This is a genomic window from Bacillus australimaris (assembly GCF_001307105.1).
Lineage (GTDB): Bacteria > Bacillota > Bacilli > Bacillales > Bacillaceae > Bacillus > Bacillus australimaris.
Map to the genome: position 1 here is coordinate 288637 of NZ_LGYN01000027.1, position 22309 is coordinate 310945.

A 22309-nucleotide genomic window follows, 5' to 3' on the forward strand; every position below is an offset into this window, starting at 1 on the left:
AATGTAAGTGGTCATTTGTGGCTCTCCTAGCTATTCTCTTGCCTACTGTACCCTTTTGAACAGCGTTCACATACAAGTATCTTTGAAAGAATCAATCGATGAATATAAAGTTTATTTAGGTATTGTTTTTTTAGCGTCGAGTTGCTTCTTAATATCTCATTTTATTTATTGGTTATACTCCATTTTGAAATTTAAAATAGAAAACAAAGTACGCAACAAAGAAATGATTAATAGACTTAATAATTTAAATGACTATGAAAAACGAATATTGAGAACTTTTGTATTATATAATGAAAGATCGATTCAACTAGAAATTAATGATGGTACTGTTGCTGAGCTTGAATTTTTGAGAATTCTTTTTAGAAGTGCAAATATTAGTAGTGGTGGAATGGTTTTTCCTTATATTAATATTTAATAATGGTTCTTCCTAAATGTTGGCCATTTTTAATGGCTTCAATTTTTTCAGGTAACGTATCGAGAGTAATCTCATTGACTAGAGTCGTTTGGGAGATATTCCATTCGTTTGCTATCTCGTTCCAAATTACTTTGCGTTTATTGATTGGTACATTTACAGAATCGATCCCTAGAAGATTGATCCCTCTTAGAATAAAAGGTAACACAGTTGTTGTTAATTTAATTCCACCTGCATTCCCGCACATGCTCATGCTTCCACCATAAGAAATTTGAGGAATGATCACAGAAGCCACATCTCCTCCTACGGTATCTAAGACGAAGTCAAATTTTTGCTTGTTTAATGGTTTTTTTAGCTCTCCTAATTCGTTTGCAAAAATGATATTAGTTGCTCCTAAAGATTTTGCTATATCAACTTGATTATCTTTACGCACTAAAGCAAAAATATTTTTGTACCCAATTTTAGATAATAATTGTATAGCAATGCTACCAACTCCACCAGTTGACCCCGTAACGAGTATATTAGGTTGATTTTTCGTACTCATACCATTTTCCTGTAAAGCCATGATAGAAAGAGCAGCGGTAAAGCCTGCTGTTCCAAAAATCATTGCTTCTTTTAAAGTCAAGTTATTTGGCAAAGGAACAATCCAATCCGCAGGTACTCTAGCATATTCAGAAAAACCTCCAGTGTGGCTCATGCCCATAGCGAAACCTGTGACAATCACTTGTTGACCCTCTACGAAACGATTATCTGTTGTATGAACGATAGTCCCACTTAGATCAATTCCAGGAATCATTGGATAGTTACGAATAACACCTCCATTTTTTTGAACAGCCAGCATATCTTTATAATTGATTGAAGAATATGCTACTTTAATTAATACTTCTCCTTCAGATAAATCATTAACACTTACATTTTGAAGATCATAACTAACTTGATCATTTTTTTCTGTAACTAGAATCGCTTTAAATGAATCCACTATTTATCTTCCTCTCTAAAAATATATTGCAATAAAATATTTCTGGTGCAAAAGTATTTCAATTAAAAAACTACCATGATATTATAGGTAAAGTCAATGTGGGGGAGATAAAATGGAATTATCAGAGTGCATAAATTTTTTACTAAGTGTTAGTCAAAATAAAGTGTTCAAGTACTTTAGTAAGCTTTTAGAGGAATGTGATTTGACACCCGCTCAATATGGTGTGTTGAACTGTCTGTGGAGAGAGGGGCAGCTATCTCCTAAACAAATTGGAGAACTCGTCTATTTAGAAGCCTCAACAGTTTCTGGAATTTTAGATAAAATGCAAAAAGCTGACTTAATTGAACGCACAATAGATCCAAACAATCGAAGAAATATTTTAGTAGAGGCTACTCAAAAATCTTTAGTCATTAGAGATCAAGTTGAAGCAGCAACAATTGAGTTGAACAAGACAGCGCTTCAAAACTTGTCAAATGATGATAAGGTTGTACTAAAGAAAGCATTAAGTACAATTATAAATAATTTTCAATGATGTACTTTTATAAACAAGTTTCATATTAAATCAATCACTATCACACGGCTTCTTTACAGGAGCTTTTTTCAGTTTCTTTTTGGTGCTTTGTAAACCCTTGGATGTGATAATAAATATAATATTAAGTTTTTTATGGAAATTAGGGAAGGAATGGACAAAATTCTTTCTTCAAATGTTGTAATTGAAGAATCATTAATGGCGTTCAAACGCGCCGGATGCGATGGCATTTTGACTTATTTTGCTTTAGATATGGCTCGGCGACTGAGAGATGGGGAATCTCAAAACATATAGGTAAAATGAAAACAGACCCAGGGTCTGTTTTTTTATGAGGACGATTTGAGGACCTTCAGAAAAAGTATTGATGGAAGAAAATCCTTTTTCATACCGATCACACATTTTTTAATAGTATCAGCATATCCAGTTTAAGAGATTACTTACAAAATATTTAGAAATTTTTGTAAAAATCCTCCTAAATGTAATACGGACTTTAAATATTTTCATTTATAATTCTCTATTTGTCTATACTTTTCATATCGCTGTTGTATAAGCTCTTCCGAGGATAATAGTATCAATTTTTTTAGAGATGATTCGATTACAGATTCAATCATTTTTGCCTGTGATTTTATATCATTTTGTGCTCCACCTTTCATTTCAGGAATGATTTCATCAATAATTCCTAAATGTTTTAAATCTTTTGCTGAAATTTTCATATGTTCAGCAGCTTCTGGAGCATACTTAGCGTCCTTCCAGAGGATAGATGCTGCTCCTTCTGGCGAAATTACCGAGTACCATGAATACTCTAACATATGGATATGGTTACCGACACTAATGCCAAGAGCGCCACCACTTGATGCCTCTCCAATTACAATACAAATAATTGGCACTTTAAGTGTTGCCATTTCCAATAGATTTCGAGCTATCGCTTCAGAAATTCCACGTTCTTCAGACCCTTTCCCTGGATAGGCGCCTATTGTATCAATAAATGTAATAATAGGGCGATTAAATTTATCAGCTTGTTTCATAAGTCTTAGCGCTTTTCTATATCCTTCTGGATGAGCCATTCCAAAATTTCTTTCTATATTTTCCTTTGTACTTCTACCTCTTTGATGACCAATAACCGTAACTGGCATTCCTTTAAATTTTGCAATACCACCTATCATTGCTTTATCATCACCATATAATCGATCACCATGAAGTTCGAAAAAGTTTGTAAACAATAAAGGTATATAATCCAATGTCGTGGGCCGGTTACGTAGCCTTGCAATTTGAACTCGTTGAAAAGCTGTAAGATTAGAATAAACTTCATCTTGCATTTTATTTAAACGTTTTTCTAATAAATGAATTTCTGACGATAAATCTACATTATTTTCTTTCATCATTTTCTTTAATTCATTAAATTTCTCTTTTAGTTCAATAATAGGACGTTCAAAATCCAAACTCATTTTATCCTCCAAATGTTATGATTTACCTCACTCTAATCAAAAGACTTAGAAATAGAATCAATAAATAATTCAAAACCATCCACAACTATTTTTTGTTCTGATTCTGATAAATTATTGAGGATACGTTGATAAAATGTAATGGATTGTTCTCTTAAGCGATTAACAGTAATGTGACCATTTTCTGTGAGGTGCAGAAAAAGTTCTCTTCTATTTTTTTCATTTACTTCTCGATAAACAAGCCCCTTCTTTACTAACTTATCTACCAATCTACTTACAGTTGAAGTCTCTAATCTAAGTTTATTGGATAGTTGCCAAACAGTTAATTTTTCCATCTCTAGTTCCTCTAACGCCATCATTTGAGAAGTTGGTAGAGGTTTTTCAAATGGTCCATTCGGCAAATTTTGAGATTCGAAAACCCCAGTTAATATAATCATTTTCTTAATATCTGTTCTTAGTTTTAAGGCATCTTCTCTTTTCAAAAAGGTCACCCTCCTACAATTCATGCATCATACATCAATTGTATTATACATCAATATGATTTTTTCACAAGCTCAACATAAGCCAATGACAACATGGACGAGATATGTCTTCTTGTTAAAATGGTTTAAGTGGATTGTTTTCTACAAATGGCAGAACATCAATTATGTATCAGGGACCTTTATGGGGTACCGCTCATCGCAATCAAGCTAAGAAAATGAAAGTATCTCAAAAGGTCGATTTGAAGAAGCTACAGCTGCTTATTAAAAGATATTAGAAACACAACTCAAAATTTAGAGAGAGGATTGTTTGTATGATTTTTAAGAAGGATTTTACGATGATCGCTCTTACAGTGATTTCAGCTGCAGGAATGTACAGTTTTGAAGCAGATCGAAACACAACGATGATTGATCCAAACTCAACATTTTAAAAAGGGGACGAACCCTTTCAGTTTTCTTCAGAAATGCACATTTTTTATCGGAAAGGCTTATCATAGAACCTTATTTAAATCAGTCTTGTTCAGGGAAGGTCTGTTTGCTTCGGATGAAGTCATTCACCTTGACAGGGTAGAGGTCGCTGGTTCGAGCCCAGTCGGAATTATCGTTAAAACCCTTGCGTATCAAGGGTCAGTTTGTAGACAAAGTTGAAAAGGACGGCATCATTGCGGACGGCGTTGACTTAATCGGCTACATATCATGGGGACCAATTGACCTTGTCAGCGTATCCACTGAGGAAATGAAAAAACGCTACGGCTTCATTTATGTAGATCGGGACAATGAAGGAAACGGAACGTTAAAGCGCATCAAGAAAAAAGCTTCAACTGATATCAGCTAGTCATCGCCACAAACGGAGAGAGTCTCTGACAACTTTTTGAAAACTGACGCACTTCAATTGACAATAACCGGAAGCAGGCGGACAATAAAAGAGAAAGATGAACCAGCCACATTCCGAAAGGCGGGAAGAGCATGTTTAACAAAATGTTAGTTGCGATTGATGGATCAGACATGAGTGAAAAAGCGTTTGATGCCGCAGTGCATTTGGCTAAAGAACAGCAGGCCGAACTAAGCATCCTTCATGTGGGGAGAGAAGCCGTCGTCGCGACTTCTTCTCTGACGGGAATTGTCTATGTGCCCAAACATTTTATTGATGAAATTAGGGACCAGGTTAAAAAAGAAGGCCTGAAAATCCTTGAGAACGCAAAAGAAAAAGCAGCCGAGAATGGTGTTCAAGCTGAAATCATTTATGCGAATGGTGAGCCGGCACATGAGATATTAAATCATGCAAAAGAGAAAGGCATCAGCTTGATCGTAGTCGGAAGCCGGGGCATCAGCGGCCTGAAAGAAATGATGCTTGGAAGTGTCAGCCATAAAGTGTCGCAATTATCACCTTGCCCGGTTTTGATTGTTCGATAGATTTGTAAAAAAAGCGCCCTCGGGCGCTTTTTTTATCTGTTAGAAAAGGTAACTAATAAGATATCTCGATGTGCCCCATCTGCATTGGCAGTGCCGACCGGTGTTACCGCATGAAAGACCTTTTGCCCGAGAGCAAGTGTTTCAAGCGGGTCTGTCAGCCGCAGCACTTTATCAATTTGCTTCACAGACGGAGCAATTAAGTTATCCCCGCCGATCGCATCCTCGCTCAGCTGAAATAGATGGACGAAGACAAGCGGTTCGTCGTCACGATGCAGCCAAATGGGTGAGCTGTATGAAGGCGCGTCAGGTGTCACTTGATATCTGACTTGGTGGAGCCCGACGATCACTTCTTTCCCCCAATCTACAAAATTGGTTTGGCGGGCCATTTCTACATTTGAATGTATCATTTGCTGCGTTACAGGATGCTGTAGAAACTCATCTGATATTTTATCGAATTTCCTGACAATACCGCCATCATCATAATTATATTCTTTTGATTGGAAATATCCATTATCCGGGTCTAATTCAAGGGTGTCAGAGTCAGGAGCCAGAATATAGCGGGAATGCGCTCTGTAACGGCCTCCTCCTTTAGGATCAGCTTTCAAAGCATCATATGTAAGCTGTAATTCGCGCACTTCGTCGTCTGTAGTTTTTTTCTGGTAGAACTCTGCTGGAATATAAGAATAACCGTTTTCCTTTAAATAAGAAGCATAGTTAGCAATATCGGATGTTGAATTTTTTTGTGTTTTTGAAACTTGAACCATATAGATCGCCCCTTAAAAAGTAGATGATTTTTCTGGTGATTTCCTGTATAATAGCAAACATGGAAAATAGAGGATGTAAAGACAATGCTAAATTATTTGTAATATATTGTCAAACTGTAGTATTCAGATTATTGAAAATTACCAAAATGAAAAAAGGCAGAATATAAAATGATGAACAAAAAGAATTTAATGATCACTGGGGCAAATAGCGGGATCGGCTTCGCGGCGGTAAAGCAATTTCTAGCTGACGGCTTTCGGGTCGTTGGAGTGGATATTCAAACAAATAAAATGTCAGAATTTATAGTAAATGATGACTTTCATATGGTTGAGGCTGACTTGTCTGATGTTCAGCAGGCTGAATCGTTGTTGCCACAGCTTGAACAACGCCAATTGATTCCGGACATCTTAATCAATGCAGCAGGAATAAGGGAAATCACCCCTGTCCTTGAATTATCAGCAGAATCATTCAAAAAGGTCATAGACATTAATCTCACGGCAGTTTTTATTCTTTCTAGAGATACGGCAAGGCTGTGGTCTAAGCTGGGGAAACGAGGCTGTATGATCAATATCGCCTCTGTGTCCGGGCTGATGGCAGAGCCTGCGCGGGCAGCCTATGTGTCTTCCAAGCATGCGCTCATCGGACTGACGAAGCAGCTCGCTATGGAATTCGGGTCAACGGGCATCAGGGTGAATAGCATTTCACCTGGCGTGATCCGAACAGAATTAACGGAAGAGTATTTTCAAAACGATGAAATGGTTCAGCTGATCAAAGATAACCACGCCCTTCATACGTGGGGGCAGCCGGATGATATCGTTTCCTGTATGAAGTATTTAGCTTCGGATGAGGCACAATTTATTACAGGCTCAAACTTTGTCATAGACGGCGGCTGGACAGCCGGCAAGAAACTATAATAAAGAGAAAAGCACCTTACAGCTGGGGTGCTTTTCCCTATACATAATTGGAGGTAGAATACGCTTGATGCAGCAAGATCTCTCAATCACACCAAAACAAAAATCAACAGCCGTGCTGAAAATGGTCATCTCCATGGTGATTTTCGGTTCCATCGGCTTTTTCTCAGAGCATACTAATTTGCAGTCATTTGAATTGGTCTTTGTCCGCTGCCTTTGCGCGACGGTATTTTTAAGCTTTTGCTGGCTGGCATCCGGACAGTATAAAACCGAAAAGTGGAGCAAGAGAGATGTGCTGCAAACATTGGCGTGCGGTTTCTTTCTCGTATTCAACTGGGTCTTCTTATTTAAGTCTTTTGAAGAAACGTCTGTCACGATCGCCATCTCGGTTTATCACCTTGCACCGGTGCTTGTTCTTCTTCTAGGTAGCATCATCTACAGAGAGAGATTAAATGTCATTTCCGTCAGTTCCATTATCATCTGTTTTCTGGGAACTGTGCTGATTTCCGGGATTAACGGCAGCACTTCATTGACACAGCTGATGGGATCTGGCATCATTTGGGCAGTTCTCGCTGCACTGTTTTATGCGTTAACAACTTTAGTGGGAAAAGGAATTCAAAACCTCAGCCCTTACACGACCACCTTCCTGCAAACTGGTTTAGGGGTTATTATCCTGATTCCGTTTATTCACTTCGACGCTTTTACCAACCTGTCTCAAGGAAACTGGATCATGGTGGTATCTACTGGTATCATCCATACAGGTATTGTGTATTTGCTGTTTTTTGATAGTTTGCGATTTTTATCAACGAAGTTTATTTCAATCATTGTCTTCCTAGACCCGGCTGTCGCGATCGTGCTGGATACCGTCTTCACAGGCTTCCGCCCAGACCTCTATCAAACACTGGGCATCGTAATGATCTTTGCAGGTATGACTTTGACGCTTGTCAGGAGGCGGGGAAAGGGGGATATGGTTGCTGAGGATAAGGATATTGAGCAAATTCACTAATAAAAAAATGTAAAAAGGCCTAAGCGGCCTTTTTTTGATTCTTAAAATAAACATTCCAGAAAACATATTGTAATCATATTTTAATGACGATAACATGTTAAATCAATAATACAGTTATTTCAAATTGCGCGGTGAATCATTGAATCACTTGTTAAGGATTTGATGCAAGTATCATAAAGGATTTTAATGAATGTTACCATTTATTTAGCAGAAGTAACATATACGTTCTTACCAGAATTCACACCAGTAATTAAAATAATGACTGAAATGAAGATTAGCATTAACAGAGGCACAGTCCAATGATAAGTAACGTCATGTAACCAACCGAATAAAATAGGACCTATAGCTGCTAATAGATAGCCTAAAGATTGTGCCATACCAGATAATTCTGCTGCTTCTTGTATATTTTTGGTGCGTAAACTAAAAAACATCATGGCTAAGCTAAAGGCCATTCCAATGCCAATCCCAATCATTATAATCCACAGAGGTATAAAGAAAGACACTCCAAATAAAATTCCCAATAAACCAACAACAAGCAAGAGAAAAGAAATCAATACTAATATCTGTTGCTTGCTAAAATGTCCAGCTAAAATAGGTACAATAAATGTAGCAGGAAGCATTGAAAGTTGCATTAATGAAAGCATCCATCCACCTTCATTAGTATTTAGCCCTTTAGTTTCAAGAATTTCAGGAAGCCATGAAATTACTGTGAAAAATATGAAGGACTGAGTCCCCATAAACAACGTAACATTCCACGCCATCTTTGAACGCCAAAGGCTGATAGAATTTTTCTTATTTTCTTTTTGAAAAAAATCCACAGATTCTGGGTTGTTCTTTAATTGTGGTATCCAAAATATCATGGTAAGAAGAGTTAAGAATCCCCAACAACTCAGGGAGCCTGACCACTCGAAACCTAATGATGAAGAAATAGGGACGCTAACCCCTGAACCAATAGCTCCAAATAAATTCATAGAAACTGCATATACGCCAGTCATCAAACCTAATTTTTTTGCAAATTGATGTTTAATGAAGCTAGGTAATAAAACATTACAAACCGCGATAGATGAACCTATTATGATGGTACCTAAAAATAACGTGTCCACTCTACCAACAGAGCGTATTCCAATTCCAACTAATAATAATGTTATTGCCATAAACAGTGTTGATTCAATGCTGAAATGACGAGTGATCTTAGGGGCAAAAGGAGAAAACAATGCGAATGTGAATAAAACGGCTGTAGGAATTGTACCAGCTAATGTGTTAGAGATCTCAAGATTATCACGAATGGAAGATAATACTGGACCAACTGCTGTAATTGGAGCCCTAAGATTTGCTGCAATTAGAATAACACCAACAACAGTCAGTATCCTCTTTTTTGTCTGCATACTTGATCTTTGCTCTTGCTCTATTTGTGGAATTCTCATGGCAGCTAAGGCCCCCTCCAAATCTCTTATGGTTAATTGGGACAAGCAGGATTAAATGATTTGAACCTGCTTGCAAGAAATAATAACTATCGAATTGGAGAACGACAACTACCTACTTTTATTCCTAAAGCATTGTAATGATTTTTAATATTTACAACTGCGTGTCCACGTGTAACTTTATCGATTAATTTATTTATTTTTTGAAGGTTCACAGGCTTTTTTGCAACTAAGTCAGTAAAAAATTTTTGAATCTCTTTTGGATAAACATTTCCTACCATACTAGAAAGCCCATTACATCCGTTTAATATTTTTTCAGTGATATTTACATCTCCTCCAGCGAACATGATAAAGTCATCTGGTAAAGTTGTATTTTTATGGCGTCTAACATCACTCTCTTCTTTCATACCAACCAATGTAGCGTGTTTTTGATTAATAAGAGTCTGAAATGAGTCAGCACTCAATTCAAACCCTGTGCGAGAAGGATTGTTATAAAGAACAATGTTTTTTGAGGTTTGCTCTAATAATTCATTAATGTAAGACATTGCTTGTTCCTGAGTTGGTTGAATATAAGGAGGAAATTGAATTAGAATGGAGTCGAAAACTGAATCCTCGAGACGTTCAATTAATGTTATTGCATTTTTTGTCGTTGTAGCTGATACACCAAACATTAGTTCAACATTTTTAAAATCTTGCTGATTAAAAAAATCAATAATGTGTATCCTTTCTTCAATACTCATTGAGTTTTGTTCACCTGTAGTTGCAGATACGAGTAGTGAGTCAATACCATTTTCAGCTAAATATTCAACAATTGGTTTAAATCCATCCAAGTATAGACTTTCATCTTCGTGAAACGGGGTTGGAATTGCTACATTTAAATTCTTCACTTGATTTAACCTCCTACAATAAAATTTCTATAACTTATAAAAAATGTTACTTGTTCTTGTTATATCTACTGACCTCCTTTACACGATCTGAAGGATTTCTTTGTATAAGAATTTTGCATTTAAGTCTGGCCTTCATGTAATAGTCTAGGACACTTTTTTTAATAGAACAATTCAATTATTTATATAATAACTATAGTTTCTAACTATGGTATAATTTGTATAATGATGTATATTAGATGACAATATTTAAAAATCGTCAGGTTTGTTCTTATAAAAATTATCATTGGGAGTCGAAAGAATGGAATTAAGACAATTGGAGTATTTTTATGCAATGTGTCAAGAACTGCATTTTACAAAAGCTGCAGAAAAGGTTGGAATATCTCAACCATCTTTAAGTCAGCAAATCAAACTTTTAGAGCATGAAATAGGAACACCTTTGTTTGATCGTATTGGTAAGAAAACGACTCTTACTGAATCTGGAAAGCTTCTGTTAAAATATACTCGTAATATTTTTCACGAAATTGAACAGGCGAAAATATCGATCAATGAATTGAATGGACTTCAAAGAGGATCAATCTCAATTGGGACATTACTAACAGTAGAGAATTATCTTATTCCACCAGCATTATTTAAATTTCATCAGCAATACCCAGCTGTTAAAATTTCTGTACTAGGTCTGCGTACTGGGGATATTCAAAAACACTTAATAGAAAATAAAGTGGACTTAGGGATTGTCTTTTTACCAATGAAAGGGGATGAATTTGAAACAATCTCTCTATACACTGAAGATATGGCTTTTGCAGTACCTGTTAAACACCCCCTAGCACAAAACGAAATGTTGGGGCTAGAAGTATTAAAGGAAACCGCTTCAATTTTGTTTCCTGAGCAATTTTTCATCAGACAATTTATAAACAAAAATTGTAAGGATATCGGTTTTGTACCGGATCCTATTTTTGAAGTAACAACTATGCAGTCATTAATTAATATGGTGGTAGATGGCATAGGGATAACGGTCTTACCGACCCCTTATCTTGAATATCTAAGCGAACCTCAATTAAAGATTATTCCTATAAAGAACGCTCATCTTATTAGAAGTGTAGGAATCGTTTATAGGAAGGACAAACATCTAGGAGCAGCCATTCATATTTTCATTGATATATTAAAAGAGATTGCTTTTGGTTTGAACTATGTTTATGAGTCGAGAAAGAAGTAATGAATTTTTGGGGAAGTAAAAAAGACTCTTAGAGAAAAAAACAGCTCTTAAGGGTCTATTTTTATATGAGGACGAGCTGATATTTGCCAGAAAAAACGATGACCAAGATTGATGATTAGGAATTATATATAAAATCATCACCTGAAATAGAGCAACTTCTATGCAGAAGTTGCCCCGTATGTTATTCACTAATTCAATGACTCAAGGTGCTAGTTATAATTAAAGTCACTGCTGTTGCAACTGATTGTGCCGATTTCTAGTTATTCCTATATCTATAAGAAAACCTTATTAGCAATAGATAATACTTAAGAGCATGAAAATAGCTGAAAATCCAAACTGCAAAGGTGCAATTTTTCTCTTGAAGATTAGAGAAACACTCATATAATGCAAACTGTCAGTAGCCAGTATGGCATTGTTTACTTCTTTGTAGAAAAGAAATAAGAAATTATTTTATTTCCTCATCCATCACTTTCTTATATTTTTCAAACTCAGAATCCTTCATTTCTCCGTTCATTTGTAACAGGAAGTTCCCTTTTGAATATGTGTGAGAGAAGAACATAGATCCAGCATTTCCTAATTCATCATAATAAGATTTGGCCTGGTTAAGGTCAGCTTCATTTCCAAATTTAAAAATCCTTCCACCAGCATTTTCGCCTAAAGAAGGAATGAGAATCCTTTTTCCTTCTTCTCTTATATTTCCAAACTCTTTTTGTTTAAGATCAGTTGGTTTTTCTGCTTCAAGCCCAGCACTTTTGAAAGCTTCAATGATGTTGTCTGCGGTGAGCTGTTTTTTAGTAGATGCTGCACTGCTACAAGCTGTTAACAATAGTAAACATGTAAAAAATAATACAAAATATTTCTTCATAGTAGAGCCTCCTGATTGATAGATGCATAAGGATCTTACAATAAGTAATGCCTTTTTACTATCCTTTCGACAAAAATAGACAAATATGAAAAAACAAAGGAAAGGTAAAATGATAACATTCTGGTGAATACACAATTGATAAAATATTTAGTGAGGAGGAGAAAGAAATGAAGTCATTATTACTAATTGGACAATCAAATATGGCGGGGCGCGGCTTTAAACATGGAGTGCCTCCGATTTATAATGAAAGAATCATGATGCTGCGAAATGGTAGATGGCAAATGATGACTGAGCCTATTCATTTTGATAGGCCGGTAGCTGGATGGAGCATGATTTCGTCATGCTATAAGTGAAGCTAAATTTGCAAAGGAAAATAGCGAATTGGTCGGGATATTATGGCATCAAGGAGAAAGTGACAGCCAAGATGGGAAATACAAAGATTTTTTGATGAACTAAGAACTGAATTATCTGTACCTAACATACCGCTTGTGATAGGAGGTTTGGGCGATTTCTTGGGAAAGACAGCATTTGGCGCAGGATGTATGAAATATCAACTGATAAATGAGAAACTACAAAAATATGCACATCATCATGAAAATCGTTATTATGTTACTGCCAAGGGCCTTGCATCTAACCCAGACGGAATTCACATCAATGCGATGTCCCAGAGAATATTTGGCATAAGATATTATGAAGCATTTCGAAATAAAGAACATGTACATGAGCCGTTAACAAATGAAAAAGAGTTAGTGAATGAATGTCATAATAGAATGAATACCTCAGCAGAGAAAACATATATAGCACTAGAACAGTTCACGCTTGGGAGGATGACTTACGAAGAGTTGCTGAAGGCCATGCAGTAGTGATAGACGAAACATAACATATATCTTGAAAGGATGATTGTGGTGGTGAAAACAGATAAAGTCTCCTCCTGAATACATGAAATCACATTCAGGAGGAGATAAAATGTTTAAACAAATAGACGAAAATTATCCGAGAAAAGAGCACTTTCACCATTATATGACGTTAGCCCGGTGCTCATATAGCCTGGTTATCGATTTAGACATCACAACATTGCATGCAATATTAAAAGAAAAAAAGCTAAAAGTATATCCTGTGCAAATTTATTTGTTAGCAAGGGCTGTGCAAAAAATACCGGAGTTTCGGATGGATTTAGTGAACGATGAACTTGGTCACTGGGATCTTCTCCATCCTAGTTATACGATTCTAAATAAAGAAACAAAGACATTTTCAAGTATTTGGACGCCTTATGACGAAAATTTTGCTCGGTTTTATAAAAGTTGTATGACGGATATTGAAACTTATAGCGAAAATAACAAACTATTTCCTAAACCTAATATGCCAGAAAATATGTTCAATATTTCAAGCCTGCCTTGGATTGATTTCACTTCTTTCCATCTTCATTTATCTACAGATGAAACTTATTTACTGCCGATATTTACGTTAGGCAAATTCAAGGTGGAAGAAGGAAAAATCACCTTGCCCGTCGCCATTCAAGTACATCATGCTGTTTGTGACGGCTATCATACCGGTCAATATGTGGAATATTTGAGATGGCTTATAGAACATTGTGAAGAGTGGTTAAGCGATTCATTGTATACTTAACAGAAGTGTTTCGAGAAATTCAGAAGTAGTCGAGAATGTTACAAATGCGAAAATTATATTGAAAAAAGATGAGAATGGCGGTTTTATTTTAACAGGATACCCTGTTAAATAGAAAGAAGGATGATTAAATGAATGAGAGTGACAGTTATTTAGAAGAGTTAGAAGATTTTTTAGGTGGCACATTTCATCAGGATATCGATTCACCAGAAGAAGCGATAAATGAGTTTATTCATGAAGCTAGCAAGGAATGTCTGCTGTCTACTATAAAGGATTGTCAGGATTTTTTGAATAGTCCTTTAACAATACAAGAAAAAGAAAGTTTTATCGAAAATAATGCAGAAATCTACTTTCCTGCGATCTCATTAAGCCCTTTACAGTGGTTTAATAAAATAATAGAAGAAATGAAAGAAGCAGTGAAAATGAAGTAATAAAATGAACCTTGATTGGCTATTGCCTTTCAAGGTTTTTTGTGTCTATTGTTCATCAAACCGAGAAAAAGATGATCTTGTTTCTATGTGGATCATCGTATGATAAACAAAACGAACGTAAATATTTTGTTCAGAAGGAATAACCTGCGGATGCTGGCATTGAGTACTTTAAGTGCCTTGTACTTGGCTGGCACTTTTTTATATCTACTGATAAATTCCTTATTGAAGGAAGGAATTGAATGGGATTGTAATTTGAGGTTTTAAAATGGTAAATGATATACTGGTCTCATTAGAAATAGGAGGCATCCACGTTGAAACCATTCTGGGAGAAAGAAGAAGAGAGTCCTTTCACGTTACAAAAGATAGATGAGGAAAAAATTCTTGAAGTAGAGGGAACACTTGGTGTCACTTTACCTGATACATACAAACAGCTCATTTTAGAATGGAACGGTGGTTTTACAGTTCGTAATGCGTTTCCAACCGAAAAGCCGAATTCATGGGCAGATGATCATGTTCAGTTTGACCATCTAAGAGGCATCGCCAAAGGGGATGGAATTATGAGTAGTCCTCAGTTAAGTGATGAATTGGAGCTGCCTCAGGGACTTATTTTCATCAGCGGAGAAGAAGATACATGGATCGCAATGGATTATCGACAAACGAAAGAACATCCTCCTATTCACTATTTCGATTTAGAGCTGGAAGTAGATTTTAAGCTGGCAGATAGTTTCGATGAATTTATTGAGCAGTTATATACAGCTGAAGATGTGATGGTCGAGGTAGTAGAGATTGATGAGGAATGCTCGGATTTGTATATCAGTAAAGATGAGCTTGAACAAATTTTTGAGAGACAAGACCTTCGTCAGCAGAATCTCTTTAAAATGGCACATTATCCGATGGAAGACATTGAAGAGATCGCATGGTTTTTCTTTCGTATGAAACAATGCATTCAACAGATAAAAGATCAACATGTTTTGTATGAAACAGCCGCTGCCATTCACTCCATCCTTTTGTTAAATCCAGATATGCCAAGGAATGACCGTATCAATAAAGAGCTGCAAGAAATTGCTGAGTTTCTAGAGAATAGCGGAGAGTCTCTTACCGTCCTTTTGGGAGAGGACATTCATCCAGTGAAAAAGCCGTAGTAAAAGAAGAAAAGCCCTTAAAAGGGCTTTTTGATTTTAGTTTGTGATTTCTTTTTATGTAAAGTGTTGATGATGAATAATGCAATAAATGAAGTAATGAATGAGAATAAAGCATAAACAAAGGCCCAGCCTATAAAGGAGGCATTAAAAAGTGTAAATGTCAGGATGAGCAATATCATAAAGCTCAAAACTGGCATGAAATAAACTTTTTGTACAAACAATGTGACGATAAATGAAACGACGATAATACTTATTGGAAGCAAGCCAAATGCGAATTCTAAATGAGTCATATCAATTCTCCCTTTAGATTACTTAAATCATTCAATATATCTCTAATAAACTCATGCTGACTTGTCCTATATGTCGGTGGTTTTTGAGTTTAATTGCATAAGTCAAAAAAATTAATGATTATATCATAACATTATTGATGACAATTATGTATTAATATGGAATATGTTGATAAACTTATTATCTAATGATCTTGAACTCTCCTTACCTAGCTACAGTGATCATCGTACTTGTAGTCAGTCTGTAAGTAATGCAATTAGCCAATCTTACGGAAAGCATTTCGAGCATTATAGAAAAGTTCTTTTTTATATAGAAGGTTGATTATAAGCGGTTTTGAATTTTTTTATCATAAGTTACAATCTATCCAAAATCCATTAAAATAAAGAAAAACTGATAAAGGAGCAACCATATGAATTTCAATTTAAATGAAGCGTTGGATATGTTGAGTCGAACTCCTCACACGTTAGAAAGTCTTTTGTCGGGTTTATCGAAGGATTGGCTTCACAGCCGTGAAGGGGAGGGGACGTGGAATCCAGTGGAAGTCATTGAACATTTGATTGAAGCAGAGAAATTCAACTGGATTCCTCGATTAAATGTGATTCTTGCTGATGGAGAGAATACCCCATTTCCTGCGTTTGACCGCTATTCTCATTTGAATCAATCTGAAAGACAGATAGATCAAGCACTAGCTGAGTTTGAGCATGTGAGAAAGGAGAATGTGGCATACATACAGCGCATGACACATTCAGGCCTTGATGTAGAGAAAAAGGGACTCCACCCGGAGTTTGGGGTAGTGCAAGTTCGTGAATTACTCTCTGCGTGGGTGGTCCATGATTTCACACATATATCCCAGATTGTTCGGGTCATGGCGGAACGATATCGAACCGATGTGGGCCCGTGGAGCGCTTATTTAGGGATTTTGAATAGAAAATAAATGTTTAATGACGCTTAGCGGCCCACTCAGATTGAAGAATGGCATATTGATATTCATCGACCCAATGTCCCTTGGTCATATAATTTTGCAGCAAATGTCCTTCGCGTCTCATTCCTAAACGTTCCAGCACTCGAATGGATTTTTCGTTGCGTACATCTGTAAAGGCAATGATTTTATGTTTGTTCAGTGTCATAAAAATATATTCAATGATTGAATTCAGAGCTTCGTGAATATAGCCCATTCCTTGATATTCAGGCGCGAGTGTAAATCCTATTTCAACGATTCTAGGCTCGCTGTCAAGTGTATGAATGGCACAATCTCCTATCAGCTGATTGGATTCAGATAAGGCAATCGCATATTGAAACCAAGACCCCGGTTGATTAGGTTTTTGTGTCATTTGATGTTGAACAAATGATTCAGCTTCTTCGTACGTATAGTTTTCCCAAGATTGAAATTTTGCAATAGAGGGATTTGCTCGGTACTGATAAAACGGTTCGATATCTTGCCTATCAAATTGGCGGATAACCACTCGGTTTGTCTTTGTGAATATGTTGTTTGCATTTTTCATGTCTTAACCTCACTTTTTAGTTAGTTCTTGATTTGAAAAAGTCGATCAGCCATTCAGATAGCTGTTCTTGTGCTTTGCTGACAAATCGATCTGCATAATAAATTAATTCCAAGTGACGAACAGGTGCTGGCTCAGCAATAGGTATCGAAATAATATTGGGCCACGTCGAATGTTGATTTAGTAATCCTCTTGGCTGTATGGTTGCACCAACACCAGCCTCAACCAGCTGTAATAACGAAGAGGCGGATCCAACCTCCATGACAGTGTCCAGTTCAACACCCTGTTCTTTACAGACGTCATCTACTAAATCCCTTCCTAAATACCCCCTCGGATACATGACCAAAGCATGCTGCGTCAGCTCTTCCAATGTCACTTCACTCTTTTGTGCTAAATCACTTTTTGAATGAACAAATAATTCGTATGGCTCACTTCCAAGTGGAATTTGAACGAGACGCTTATCTGCAGGCCCTCGCAGTCCGATGCCGAGATCTACTTTGTGTGAAAGGACTTCTTCACGAACGAAGATATTTGAATAGGCCTTCAGATTTGTTTCAGGATAAAGTGTTTTAAATTCTACAAAAAGTGGGACTAGCTGAAAATCAAGATCGGAGGGGAGTACTGCGAGACGAACCGTTCCACGTTTTTCAGATAACAATTCTTTCATCGCATTTTTTGCATCTCTTTCAGCTTGAAGCATTTTCATGCCATATTGATAAAGCAGTGAACCAGCTTCGGTCGCCACGACCTTTTTGCCGATTCGATCAAAGAGCGGCATCCCAACTTCTGCTTCAAGCAGTCGAATCTGCTGGCTAAGTGTAGGCTGTGAAATGCCTAAATGCTCCGCAGCTTTAGTGAAATGAAGATGATCGAATACAGCCATAAAATACGTAATATGTCTAGTGTCCATCTGTCATCCTTTCATCTATGATAGTATTTTACTATCATCATAATACAAATTATTGTATTGAACAATGAATGCTGCAGACTTATACTCAAAGTAACGTCAACAAGCAGAGAGAAAGAAGGGTATTCATGAAAAAAATATATTATTTAGCCGCTTTATTTTTAGCCGCATTAAACTTGCGTCCGATTATTACGTCCGTGGCTTCCATGATGAGCATGATCCAATCAGAGCTTGGTGTAAATGCACTGACAGCAAGTCTTTTGACCACTTTGCCTGTCCTTTGTATGGGTGTATTTGCTCCCATTGCAACGACACTCAGCCGGCGTTTTGGATTAGAGAGAACACTTTTTTTCTCAATTCTTCTCATCACGATTGCCACCGCACTGCGTGGTACAAGCCAATCGGTTGCTATCCTGCTCATGACTGCGTTTGCTGGAGGGGTAGGGATTAGCTTCGCGGGTCCTTTATTGTCTAGTTTTATTAAAAAGTATTTCCCGAGAAATCCTGGTATCGTCAGTGTGTATTCAATTTCGATGACGATAGGTGCAGCACTCGCTTCTGGCTTCACCATTCCAATTTATCTACGCAGTCAGCATCACCTTACGTTTGCATTGTCTTGCTGGGCTATTCTAGGGGTTATTGCACTTATTCTATGGATTGGTTTAGCTCGTAAAAATGAGCAGAGTGATGATGTCACCTTGCCGCTAAAATTGCCGCTGCGAAACAAAAAAGCCATTCAATTTACCTTGTTTTTTGGTTTCATGTCCAGTATGTTTTATTCTTTGACAGCATGGATTTCACCGATTGCTCTTAGCTTCGGAAACAGTCCGCAGTATGCTGCCACGATGCTGACGATCTTTACACTTATTCAGATTCCGGTGGCACTACTCGTTCCAGCGGTTGTCACTCGATTAGGAAAACCGAAATTATTTCTCATCCTATGCAGTGTGTCTGAACTCATTGGACTTATCTTTCTTCTTCTATCAATGCCGATCTTACCAGCTGTCATTTTCCTAGGTATGGGTGCAGGTGGATTATTTCCTTTAGCACTGATGCTCCCGATTATGGAGACGCGCACTCCGGAGGAAGCCGGAACATGGTCAGCGATGTCGCAGATGGGCGGGTATATCATGGGTGGATTCGGTCCGTTTTTCATTGGCCTTGTTTTCGATCTAAGCGGACATTTTTATGCGTCCATTGTTGCAATGCTTGTCATCGTCATGCTGATGATTGGCGTTCAGTTATCCATGAATCTCGGTAAAAAGCGTGAAATAGAAGTCAATTAATTATGATTGCTCAATTGAATCGCCACAGCCTATTTTAAGATTAGGCTGTGGCGATTATTTTGCTCAGAAGCTGCACCTGAACATTTATCGTGCAAGATACTTTTCAACTTTCTGACTAGCCATTTCTGCGGCCTCCATGATGATTTCACCTAATGTTGGATGAGGGTGAATTGTCATTGCTAAATCTTCTGCGGTAGCACCTATTTCAATAGAAAGAGAAAGTTCTGATATAAGAGTAGATGCTTCAGCCCCTACGATTTGTGCTCCTAAAATAAGGCCAGATTCAGCATGTGCTACAACCTTTACAAAACCCTCTGGTTCTTTTAATGCCAGCGCACGACCATTAATGTAGAACATTGATTTCCCAATGACAGTCGGAATGGATTGTTGCTTGCAATCCGTTTCGCTCAGTCCAACGCTCGTCAATTCTGGGCTGGAAAAAACAACAAGTGGGATCGCTTTATAATCTATCATCGAAGGTTTACCAGCGATTGCTTCTGCTGCAACCTTCGCTTCATAGGAAGCTTTATGAGCCAGAGCAGGGCCTTCGGTGATATCACCAATGGCATATATGTGCGGGATTGATGTTCTGCATTGTTCATCAATTTCAATACGTCCGTGAGGGGGAATAGACAACCCGATAGAATCAAGACCTAATGTACCGTCTGTATTCGGTTTTCTTCCGACAGTAATCAATGCATATTCCGCTTTCACCGTGTAGCTTTCTTTCTGTTTTTCATAATGAAGATCAATTCCGCTTATATGCTGCTCGGCATCTGTGACGTTTGCTCCTGTAATAATCGTGATTTTATCTCCTTTTAATTGACGAACGACAGGTGAGACAAGTTCACTTTCAAAGCCAGGCAATACTTGATTGCCTCCCTCCAAAATGGTGACTTTTGTTCCAAATCTTGCAAACATTTGCCCTAATTCAACCCCAATATAACCACCCCCAACTACGACAAGGCTTTTAGGAATCTCAGGAAGGGATAGTGCTTCAGTAGAAGACAATATATGACCTCCGAAAGGGAGTGATTTAATTTCAATTGGACGAGAGCCGGTTGCTAGTATAAGGTGTTTGAAGCTGATTCGCTTTTCACCTTTTTCAGAATGTTGAATGACTGCTGTATACTGATCGATCAAGCTTGCCTCTCCTTCTAGAATAGTAACTCCAGCTGACTTTAACAAAAACTGGACGCCTCCCGCTTGTTTTTCCACAACAGCTTTTTTGAACGCTTGAGCTTCCTTGAAAGAGCCGCCTTCTTGAAAATCCCCCAACTGTGCGCGGAGTTTGAACCGCTCTGCTTCTGCTATTAGCGCCTTAGAAGGGATACAGCCTACATGGGTGCACACTCCACCTAACTGATCACGCTCTACAATCGCTGTCTTCATGCCGAGATGAGCTGAACGTAATGCGGCCACGTAGCCTCCCGGACCTGATCCAATCACTAAAGTATCTACTGTTTCTAAATGAATCATTTTTGCACCTCCAACTTCAAAATATGATGATCATAATATATTATAGTCATCATATTTTGGTGAAGTCAATCCCATCTGAGTGTGGAAATATGAATTTCAGTCAAATTGACACAAGATAATATGATCAATATAATATTTTGATAAACACGCTTAGAAAGAGTGAAAGAGAAGGAGGTTCGAAAAGAGATGCCTTATCCGGCAGGTCATAAGTTAAAAGTTCGTGAACAGATCATTACAAGTGCTGCACGAGCATTTCGAACAAATGGCGTTCGTAATATCAGTTTGCCATTCATTATGAAAGGAGCAGGCCTAACTCATGGAGGGTTTTATGCTCACTTTAAGAACAAGGATCAGCTGGTGATAGAGACTTTTCATTTTGCTATCACTGATACGATCAAGCTGCTGCAAAGTGTTGCAGACAAGAAAGCAGATCAGCCTCGAATTGAGATGATCATTGAATTCTATTTAAGCTCCGTTCACCGTGATCAGACGGAGGTTGGCTGTATACTGCCTGCACTGGCAGGGGAGATTTCTCAATTATCGTTAGATGTACGGAAAGCTTATACTGATGAATTGAAAAGGTTTATGGAGTTTATAGCTGATGCTGGAAATATAGATCTCTCTAAGAGTTACGCACTAGTAAGCAGCATGATTGGTACAATTGCTCTTGCACGTGCTGTCAATGATTCGCAGTTCAGTGATCAATTGTTACTGGCAGGCAGAATACAGGCAAAAGGCATTCTAGAGGCGAAGTAACATTCAAATAACAGCAAAGGGGATGTTGTGATGTTGATTAGAGAAGCAAGCAACAAAGACTATTCAAAATTAAGACAAATTTATCTAGAATCCCGCCGTCAGAGCTTTCACTGGCTCAATCAAGAAGAAATCATTCTGCAAGATTTTGATCAGGATACGCAGGAAGAGCAAATTTTCTTAGCTGAGGAGAACAATCAAATTCTTGGATTCATCTCTCTATATGTACCAGATCGTTTTATTCATCTTTTGTTTGTACATCCAGATGCAGCTGGTCAAGGGGCTGGCGATCTGCTGCTCAAACACGCTGTTAAAGTACTGGGAACACCAGTCACATTAAAGTGTGTCTCCGAAAATCACAAAGCTTTGTCTTTTTATCGAAAAAGGGGCTGGAAGGCTGTTGTAGAAGAAGGAGAACCTGGAGCGAAATACTGGGTACTTACTTATGAATAGATATCATTTTATCTGATCATTCACATGGCCCTCAACTGGGTCTTTTTGCGGTTTCTTTTCGGTGTCGAATGATTCATGAAATGATAATATATGTCATTATAGGGAAAATAGAGGAAGGGGTAAGGGCTG

General features: G+C 37.5%; 25 protein-coding genes and 2 pseudogenes. 16 read left to right on the forward strand and 11 right to left on the reverse strand.

Annotation, left to right across the window (positions count from 1 at the left end; all coding sequences use genetic code 11):
* The first annotated feature begins 7 nt into the window (after nt 1-7).
* Entirely contained in the window at nt 8-415 is a 408-nt protein-coding gene (locus tag AKG37_RS19425; protein ID WP_078061032.1) for a super-infection exclusion protein B, read from the forward strand.
* On the opposite strand, the gene AKG37_RS15580 is transcribed toward AKG37_RS19425, so the two are convergent.
* Entirely contained in the window at nt 405-1391 is a 987-nt protein-coding gene (locus tag AKG37_RS15580; protein ID WP_060699635.1) for a YhdH/YhfP family quinone oxidoreductase, read from the reverse strand. The genes AKG37_RS19425 and AKG37_RS15580 overlap by 11 nt on opposite strands.
* A gap of 112 nt (nt 1392-1503) precedes the next feature.
* Here AKG37_RS15580 and AKG37_RS15585 point away from each other — a divergent pair, with 112 nt between their 5' ends.
* Both AKG37_RS15585 and AKG37_RS18875 read left to right on the forward strand, forming a co-directional pair.
* Nucleotides 1504-1923, forward strand: a complete 420-nt coding sequence (locus tag AKG37_RS15585) for a MarR family winged helix-turn-helix transcriptional regulator (RefSeq protein WP_034325091.1) — start codon at nt 1504-1506, stop codon at nt 1921-1923.
* A 150-nt stretch (nt 1924-2073) separates the two neighbouring features.
* Nucleotides 2074-2214, forward strand: coding sequence for a hypothetical protein (locus tag AKG37_RS18875; RefSeq protein WP_273700899.1), 141 nt, complete (start codon nt 2074-2076; stop codon nt 2212-2214).
* Between the two features lie 206 nt (nt 2215-2420).
* On the opposite strand, the gene AKG37_RS15590 is transcribed toward AKG37_RS18875, so the two are convergent.
* Both AKG37_RS15590 and AKG37_RS15595 read right to left on the reverse strand, forming a co-directional pair.
* Nucleotides 2421-3365 (reverse strand): acetyl-CoA carboxylase carboxyltransferase subunit alpha, encoded by a 945-nt coding sequence (locus AKG37_RS15590; protein ID WP_060699636.1) that lies wholly within the window; start codon nt 3363-3365, stop codon nt 2421-2423.
* 32 nt (nt 3366-3397) lie between these two features.
* Nucleotides 3398-3844, reverse strand: coding sequence for a MarR family winged helix-turn-helix transcriptional regulator (locus AKG37_RS15595; RefSeq protein ID WP_060699637.1), 447 nt, complete (start codon nt 3842-3844; stop codon nt 3398-3400).
* 631 nt (nt 3845-4475) lie between these two features.
* Between AKG37_RS15595 and AKG37_RS15600 the strand changes: the two are divergent.
* A pseudogene (locus tag AKG37_RS15600) lies at nt 4476-4705 on the forward strand (family 1 glycosylhydrolase); the annotation flags it as partial.
* Nucleotides 4706-4807: 102 nt separating this feature from the next.
* Nucleotides 4808-5254, forward strand: coding sequence for a universal stress protein (locus AKG37_RS15605; RefSeq protein WP_039177876.1), 447 nt, complete (start codon nt 4808-4810; stop codon nt 5252-5254).
* A 32-nt stretch (nt 5255-5286) separates the two neighbouring features.
* Here the strand turns inward: AKG37_RS15605 and AKG37_RS15610 are convergent, their stop codons facing one another.
* The gene (locus AKG37_RS15610; protein ID WP_060699639.1) at nt 5287-6018 is read right to left on the reverse strand and encodes a 2OG-Fe dioxygenase family protein; all 732 of its coding nucleotides are present in this window, start codon (nt 6016-6018) and stop codon (nt 5287-5289) included.
* A gap of 168 nt (nt 6019-6186) precedes the next feature.
* Here AKG37_RS15610 and AKG37_RS15615 point away from each other — a divergent pair, with 168 nt between their 5' ends.
* Entirely contained in the window at nt 6187-6930 is a 744-nt protein-coding gene (locus AKG37_RS15615) for an SDR family NAD(P)-dependent oxidoreductase (RefSeq protein WP_060699640.1), read from the forward strand.
* A gap of 67 nt (nt 6931-6997) precedes the next feature.
* Complete coding sequence (locus AKG37_RS15620) at nt 6998-7933, forward strand: DMT family transporter (protein ID WP_060699641.1); 936 nt, start codon at nt 6998-7000, stop codon at nt 7931-7933.
* Nucleotides 7934-8133: 200 nt separating this feature from the next.
* On the opposite strand, the gene AKG37_RS15625 is transcribed toward AKG37_RS15620, so the two are convergent.
* Nucleotides 8134-9357 (reverse strand): CynX/NimT family MFS transporter, encoded by a 1224-nt coding sequence (locus AKG37_RS15625; protein ID WP_060699642.1) that lies wholly within the window; start codon nt 9355-9357, stop codon nt 8134-8136.
* An 86-nt stretch (nt 9358-9443) separates the two neighbouring features.
* Entirely contained in the window at nt 9444-10241 is a 798-nt protein-coding gene (locus AKG37_RS15630; protein ID WP_060699643.1) for a dihydrodipicolinate synthase family protein, read from the reverse strand.
* Between the two features lie 298 nt (nt 10242-10539).
* Here AKG37_RS15630 and AKG37_RS15635 point away from each other — a divergent pair, with 298 nt between their 5' ends.
* Entirely contained in the window at nt 10540-11454 is a 915-nt protein-coding gene (locus AKG37_RS15635) for a LysR family transcriptional regulator (RefSeq protein WP_060699644.1), read from the forward strand.
* 445 nt (nt 11455-11899) lie between these two features.
* On the opposite strand, the gene AKG37_RS15640 is transcribed toward AKG37_RS15635, so the two are convergent.
* The gene (locus AKG37_RS15640) at nt 11900-12319 is read right to left on the reverse strand and encodes a hypothetical protein (RefSeq protein WP_060699645.1); all 420 of its coding nucleotides are present in this window, start codon (nt 12317-12319) and stop codon (nt 11900-11902) included.
* A gap of 167 nt (nt 12320-12486) precedes the next feature.
* On the opposite strand from AKG37_RS15640, the pseudogene AKG37_RS15645 reads away from it, so the two are divergent.
* The 4 genes and pseudogenes from AKG37_RS15645 to AKG37_RS15660 all read left to right on the forward strand — a co-directional run bounded on the left by AKG37_RS15645 (nt 12487) and on the right by AKG37_RS15660 (nt 15515).
* Nucleotides 12487-13182, forward strand: a pseudogene (locus tag AKG37_RS15645) (sialate O-acetylesterase).
* A 103-nt stretch (nt 13183-13285) separates the two neighbouring features.
* Complete coding sequence (gene catA, locus AKG37_RS15650; RefSeq protein ID WP_060699646.1) at nt 13286-13945, forward strand: type A chloramphenicol O-acetyltransferase; 660 nt, start codon at nt 13286-13288, stop codon at nt 13943-13945.
* A 128-nt stretch (nt 13946-14073) separates the two neighbouring features.
* Nucleotides 14074-14373, forward strand: coding sequence for a contact-dependent growth inhibition system immunity protein (locus AKG37_RS15655; protein WP_060699647.1), 300 nt, complete (start codon nt 14074-14076; stop codon nt 14371-14373).
* Nucleotides 14374-14684: 311 nt separating this feature from the next.
* A complete protein-coding gene (locus tag AKG37_RS15660; RefSeq protein WP_060699648.1) occupies nt 14685-15515 on the forward strand; it encodes an SMI1/KNR4 family protein in 831 nt (276 codons plus the stop codon).
* A gap of 17 nt (nt 15516-15532) precedes the next feature.
* Here AKG37_RS15660 and AKG37_RS15665 read toward each other — a convergent pair whose 3' ends face one another.
* Nucleotides 15533-15805, reverse strand: a complete 273-nt coding sequence (locus AKG37_RS15665; RefSeq protein WP_060699649.1) for a DUF2651 family protein — start codon at nt 15803-15805, stop codon at nt 15533-15535.
* Nucleotides 15806-16212: 407 nt separating this feature from the next.
* Here AKG37_RS15665 and AKG37_RS15670 point away from each other — a divergent pair, with 407 nt between their 5' ends.
* Nucleotides 16213-16737 (forward strand): DinB family protein, encoded by a 525-nt coding sequence (locus AKG37_RS15670; protein WP_060699650.1) that lies wholly within the window; start codon nt 16213-16215, stop codon nt 16735-16737.
* 4 nt (nt 16738-16741) lie between these two features.
* Here AKG37_RS15670 and AKG37_RS15675 read toward each other — a convergent pair whose 3' ends face one another.
* Together AKG37_RS15675 and AKG37_RS15680 are read right to left on the reverse strand one after the other, a co-directional pair.
* Complete coding sequence (locus AKG37_RS15675) at nt 16742-17305, reverse strand: GNAT family N-acetyltransferase (RefSeq protein ID WP_060699651.1); 564 nt, start codon at nt 17303-17305, stop codon at nt 16742-16744.
* 16 nt (nt 17306-17321) lie between these two features.
* On the reverse strand, nt 17322-18212 hold the full coding sequence (locus AKG37_RS15680) for a LysR family transcriptional regulator (RefSeq protein ID WP_060699652.1): 891 nt from the start codon (nt 18210-18212) through the stop codon (nt 17322-17324).
* Nucleotides 18213-18337: 125 nt separating this feature from the next.
* Between AKG37_RS15680 and AKG37_RS15685 the strand changes: the two genes are divergently transcribed.
* Nucleotides 18338-19495, forward strand: a complete 1158-nt coding sequence (locus tag AKG37_RS15685; RefSeq protein WP_060699653.1) for an MFS transporter — start codon at nt 18338-18340, stop codon at nt 19493-19495.
* Nucleotides 19496-19579: 84 nt separating this feature from the next.
* On the opposite strand, the gene lpdA is transcribed toward AKG37_RS15685, so the two are convergent.
* Entirely contained in the window at nt 19580-20974 is a 1395-nt protein-coding gene (lpdA, locus tag AKG37_RS15690) for a dihydrolipoyl dehydrogenase (RefSeq protein WP_060699654.1), read from the reverse strand.
* 186 nt (nt 20975-21160) lie between these two features.
* On the opposite strand from lpdA, the gene AKG37_RS15695 reads away from it, so the two are divergent.
* Nucleotides 21161-21730 carry a TetR/AcrR family transcriptional regulator gene (locus tag AKG37_RS15695; RefSeq protein WP_060699655.1) on the forward strand — a complete coding sequence of 190 codons (570 nt, stop codon included), beginning with the start codon at nt 21161-21163 and terminating at the stop codon, nt 21728-21730.
* 30 nt (nt 21731-21760) lie between these two features.
* A complete protein-coding gene (locus AKG37_RS15700; protein WP_060699656.1) occupies nt 21761-22180 on the forward strand; it encodes a GNAT family N-acetyltransferase in 420 nt (139 codons plus the stop codon).
* Nucleotides 22181-22309 lie beyond the last annotated feature (129 nt).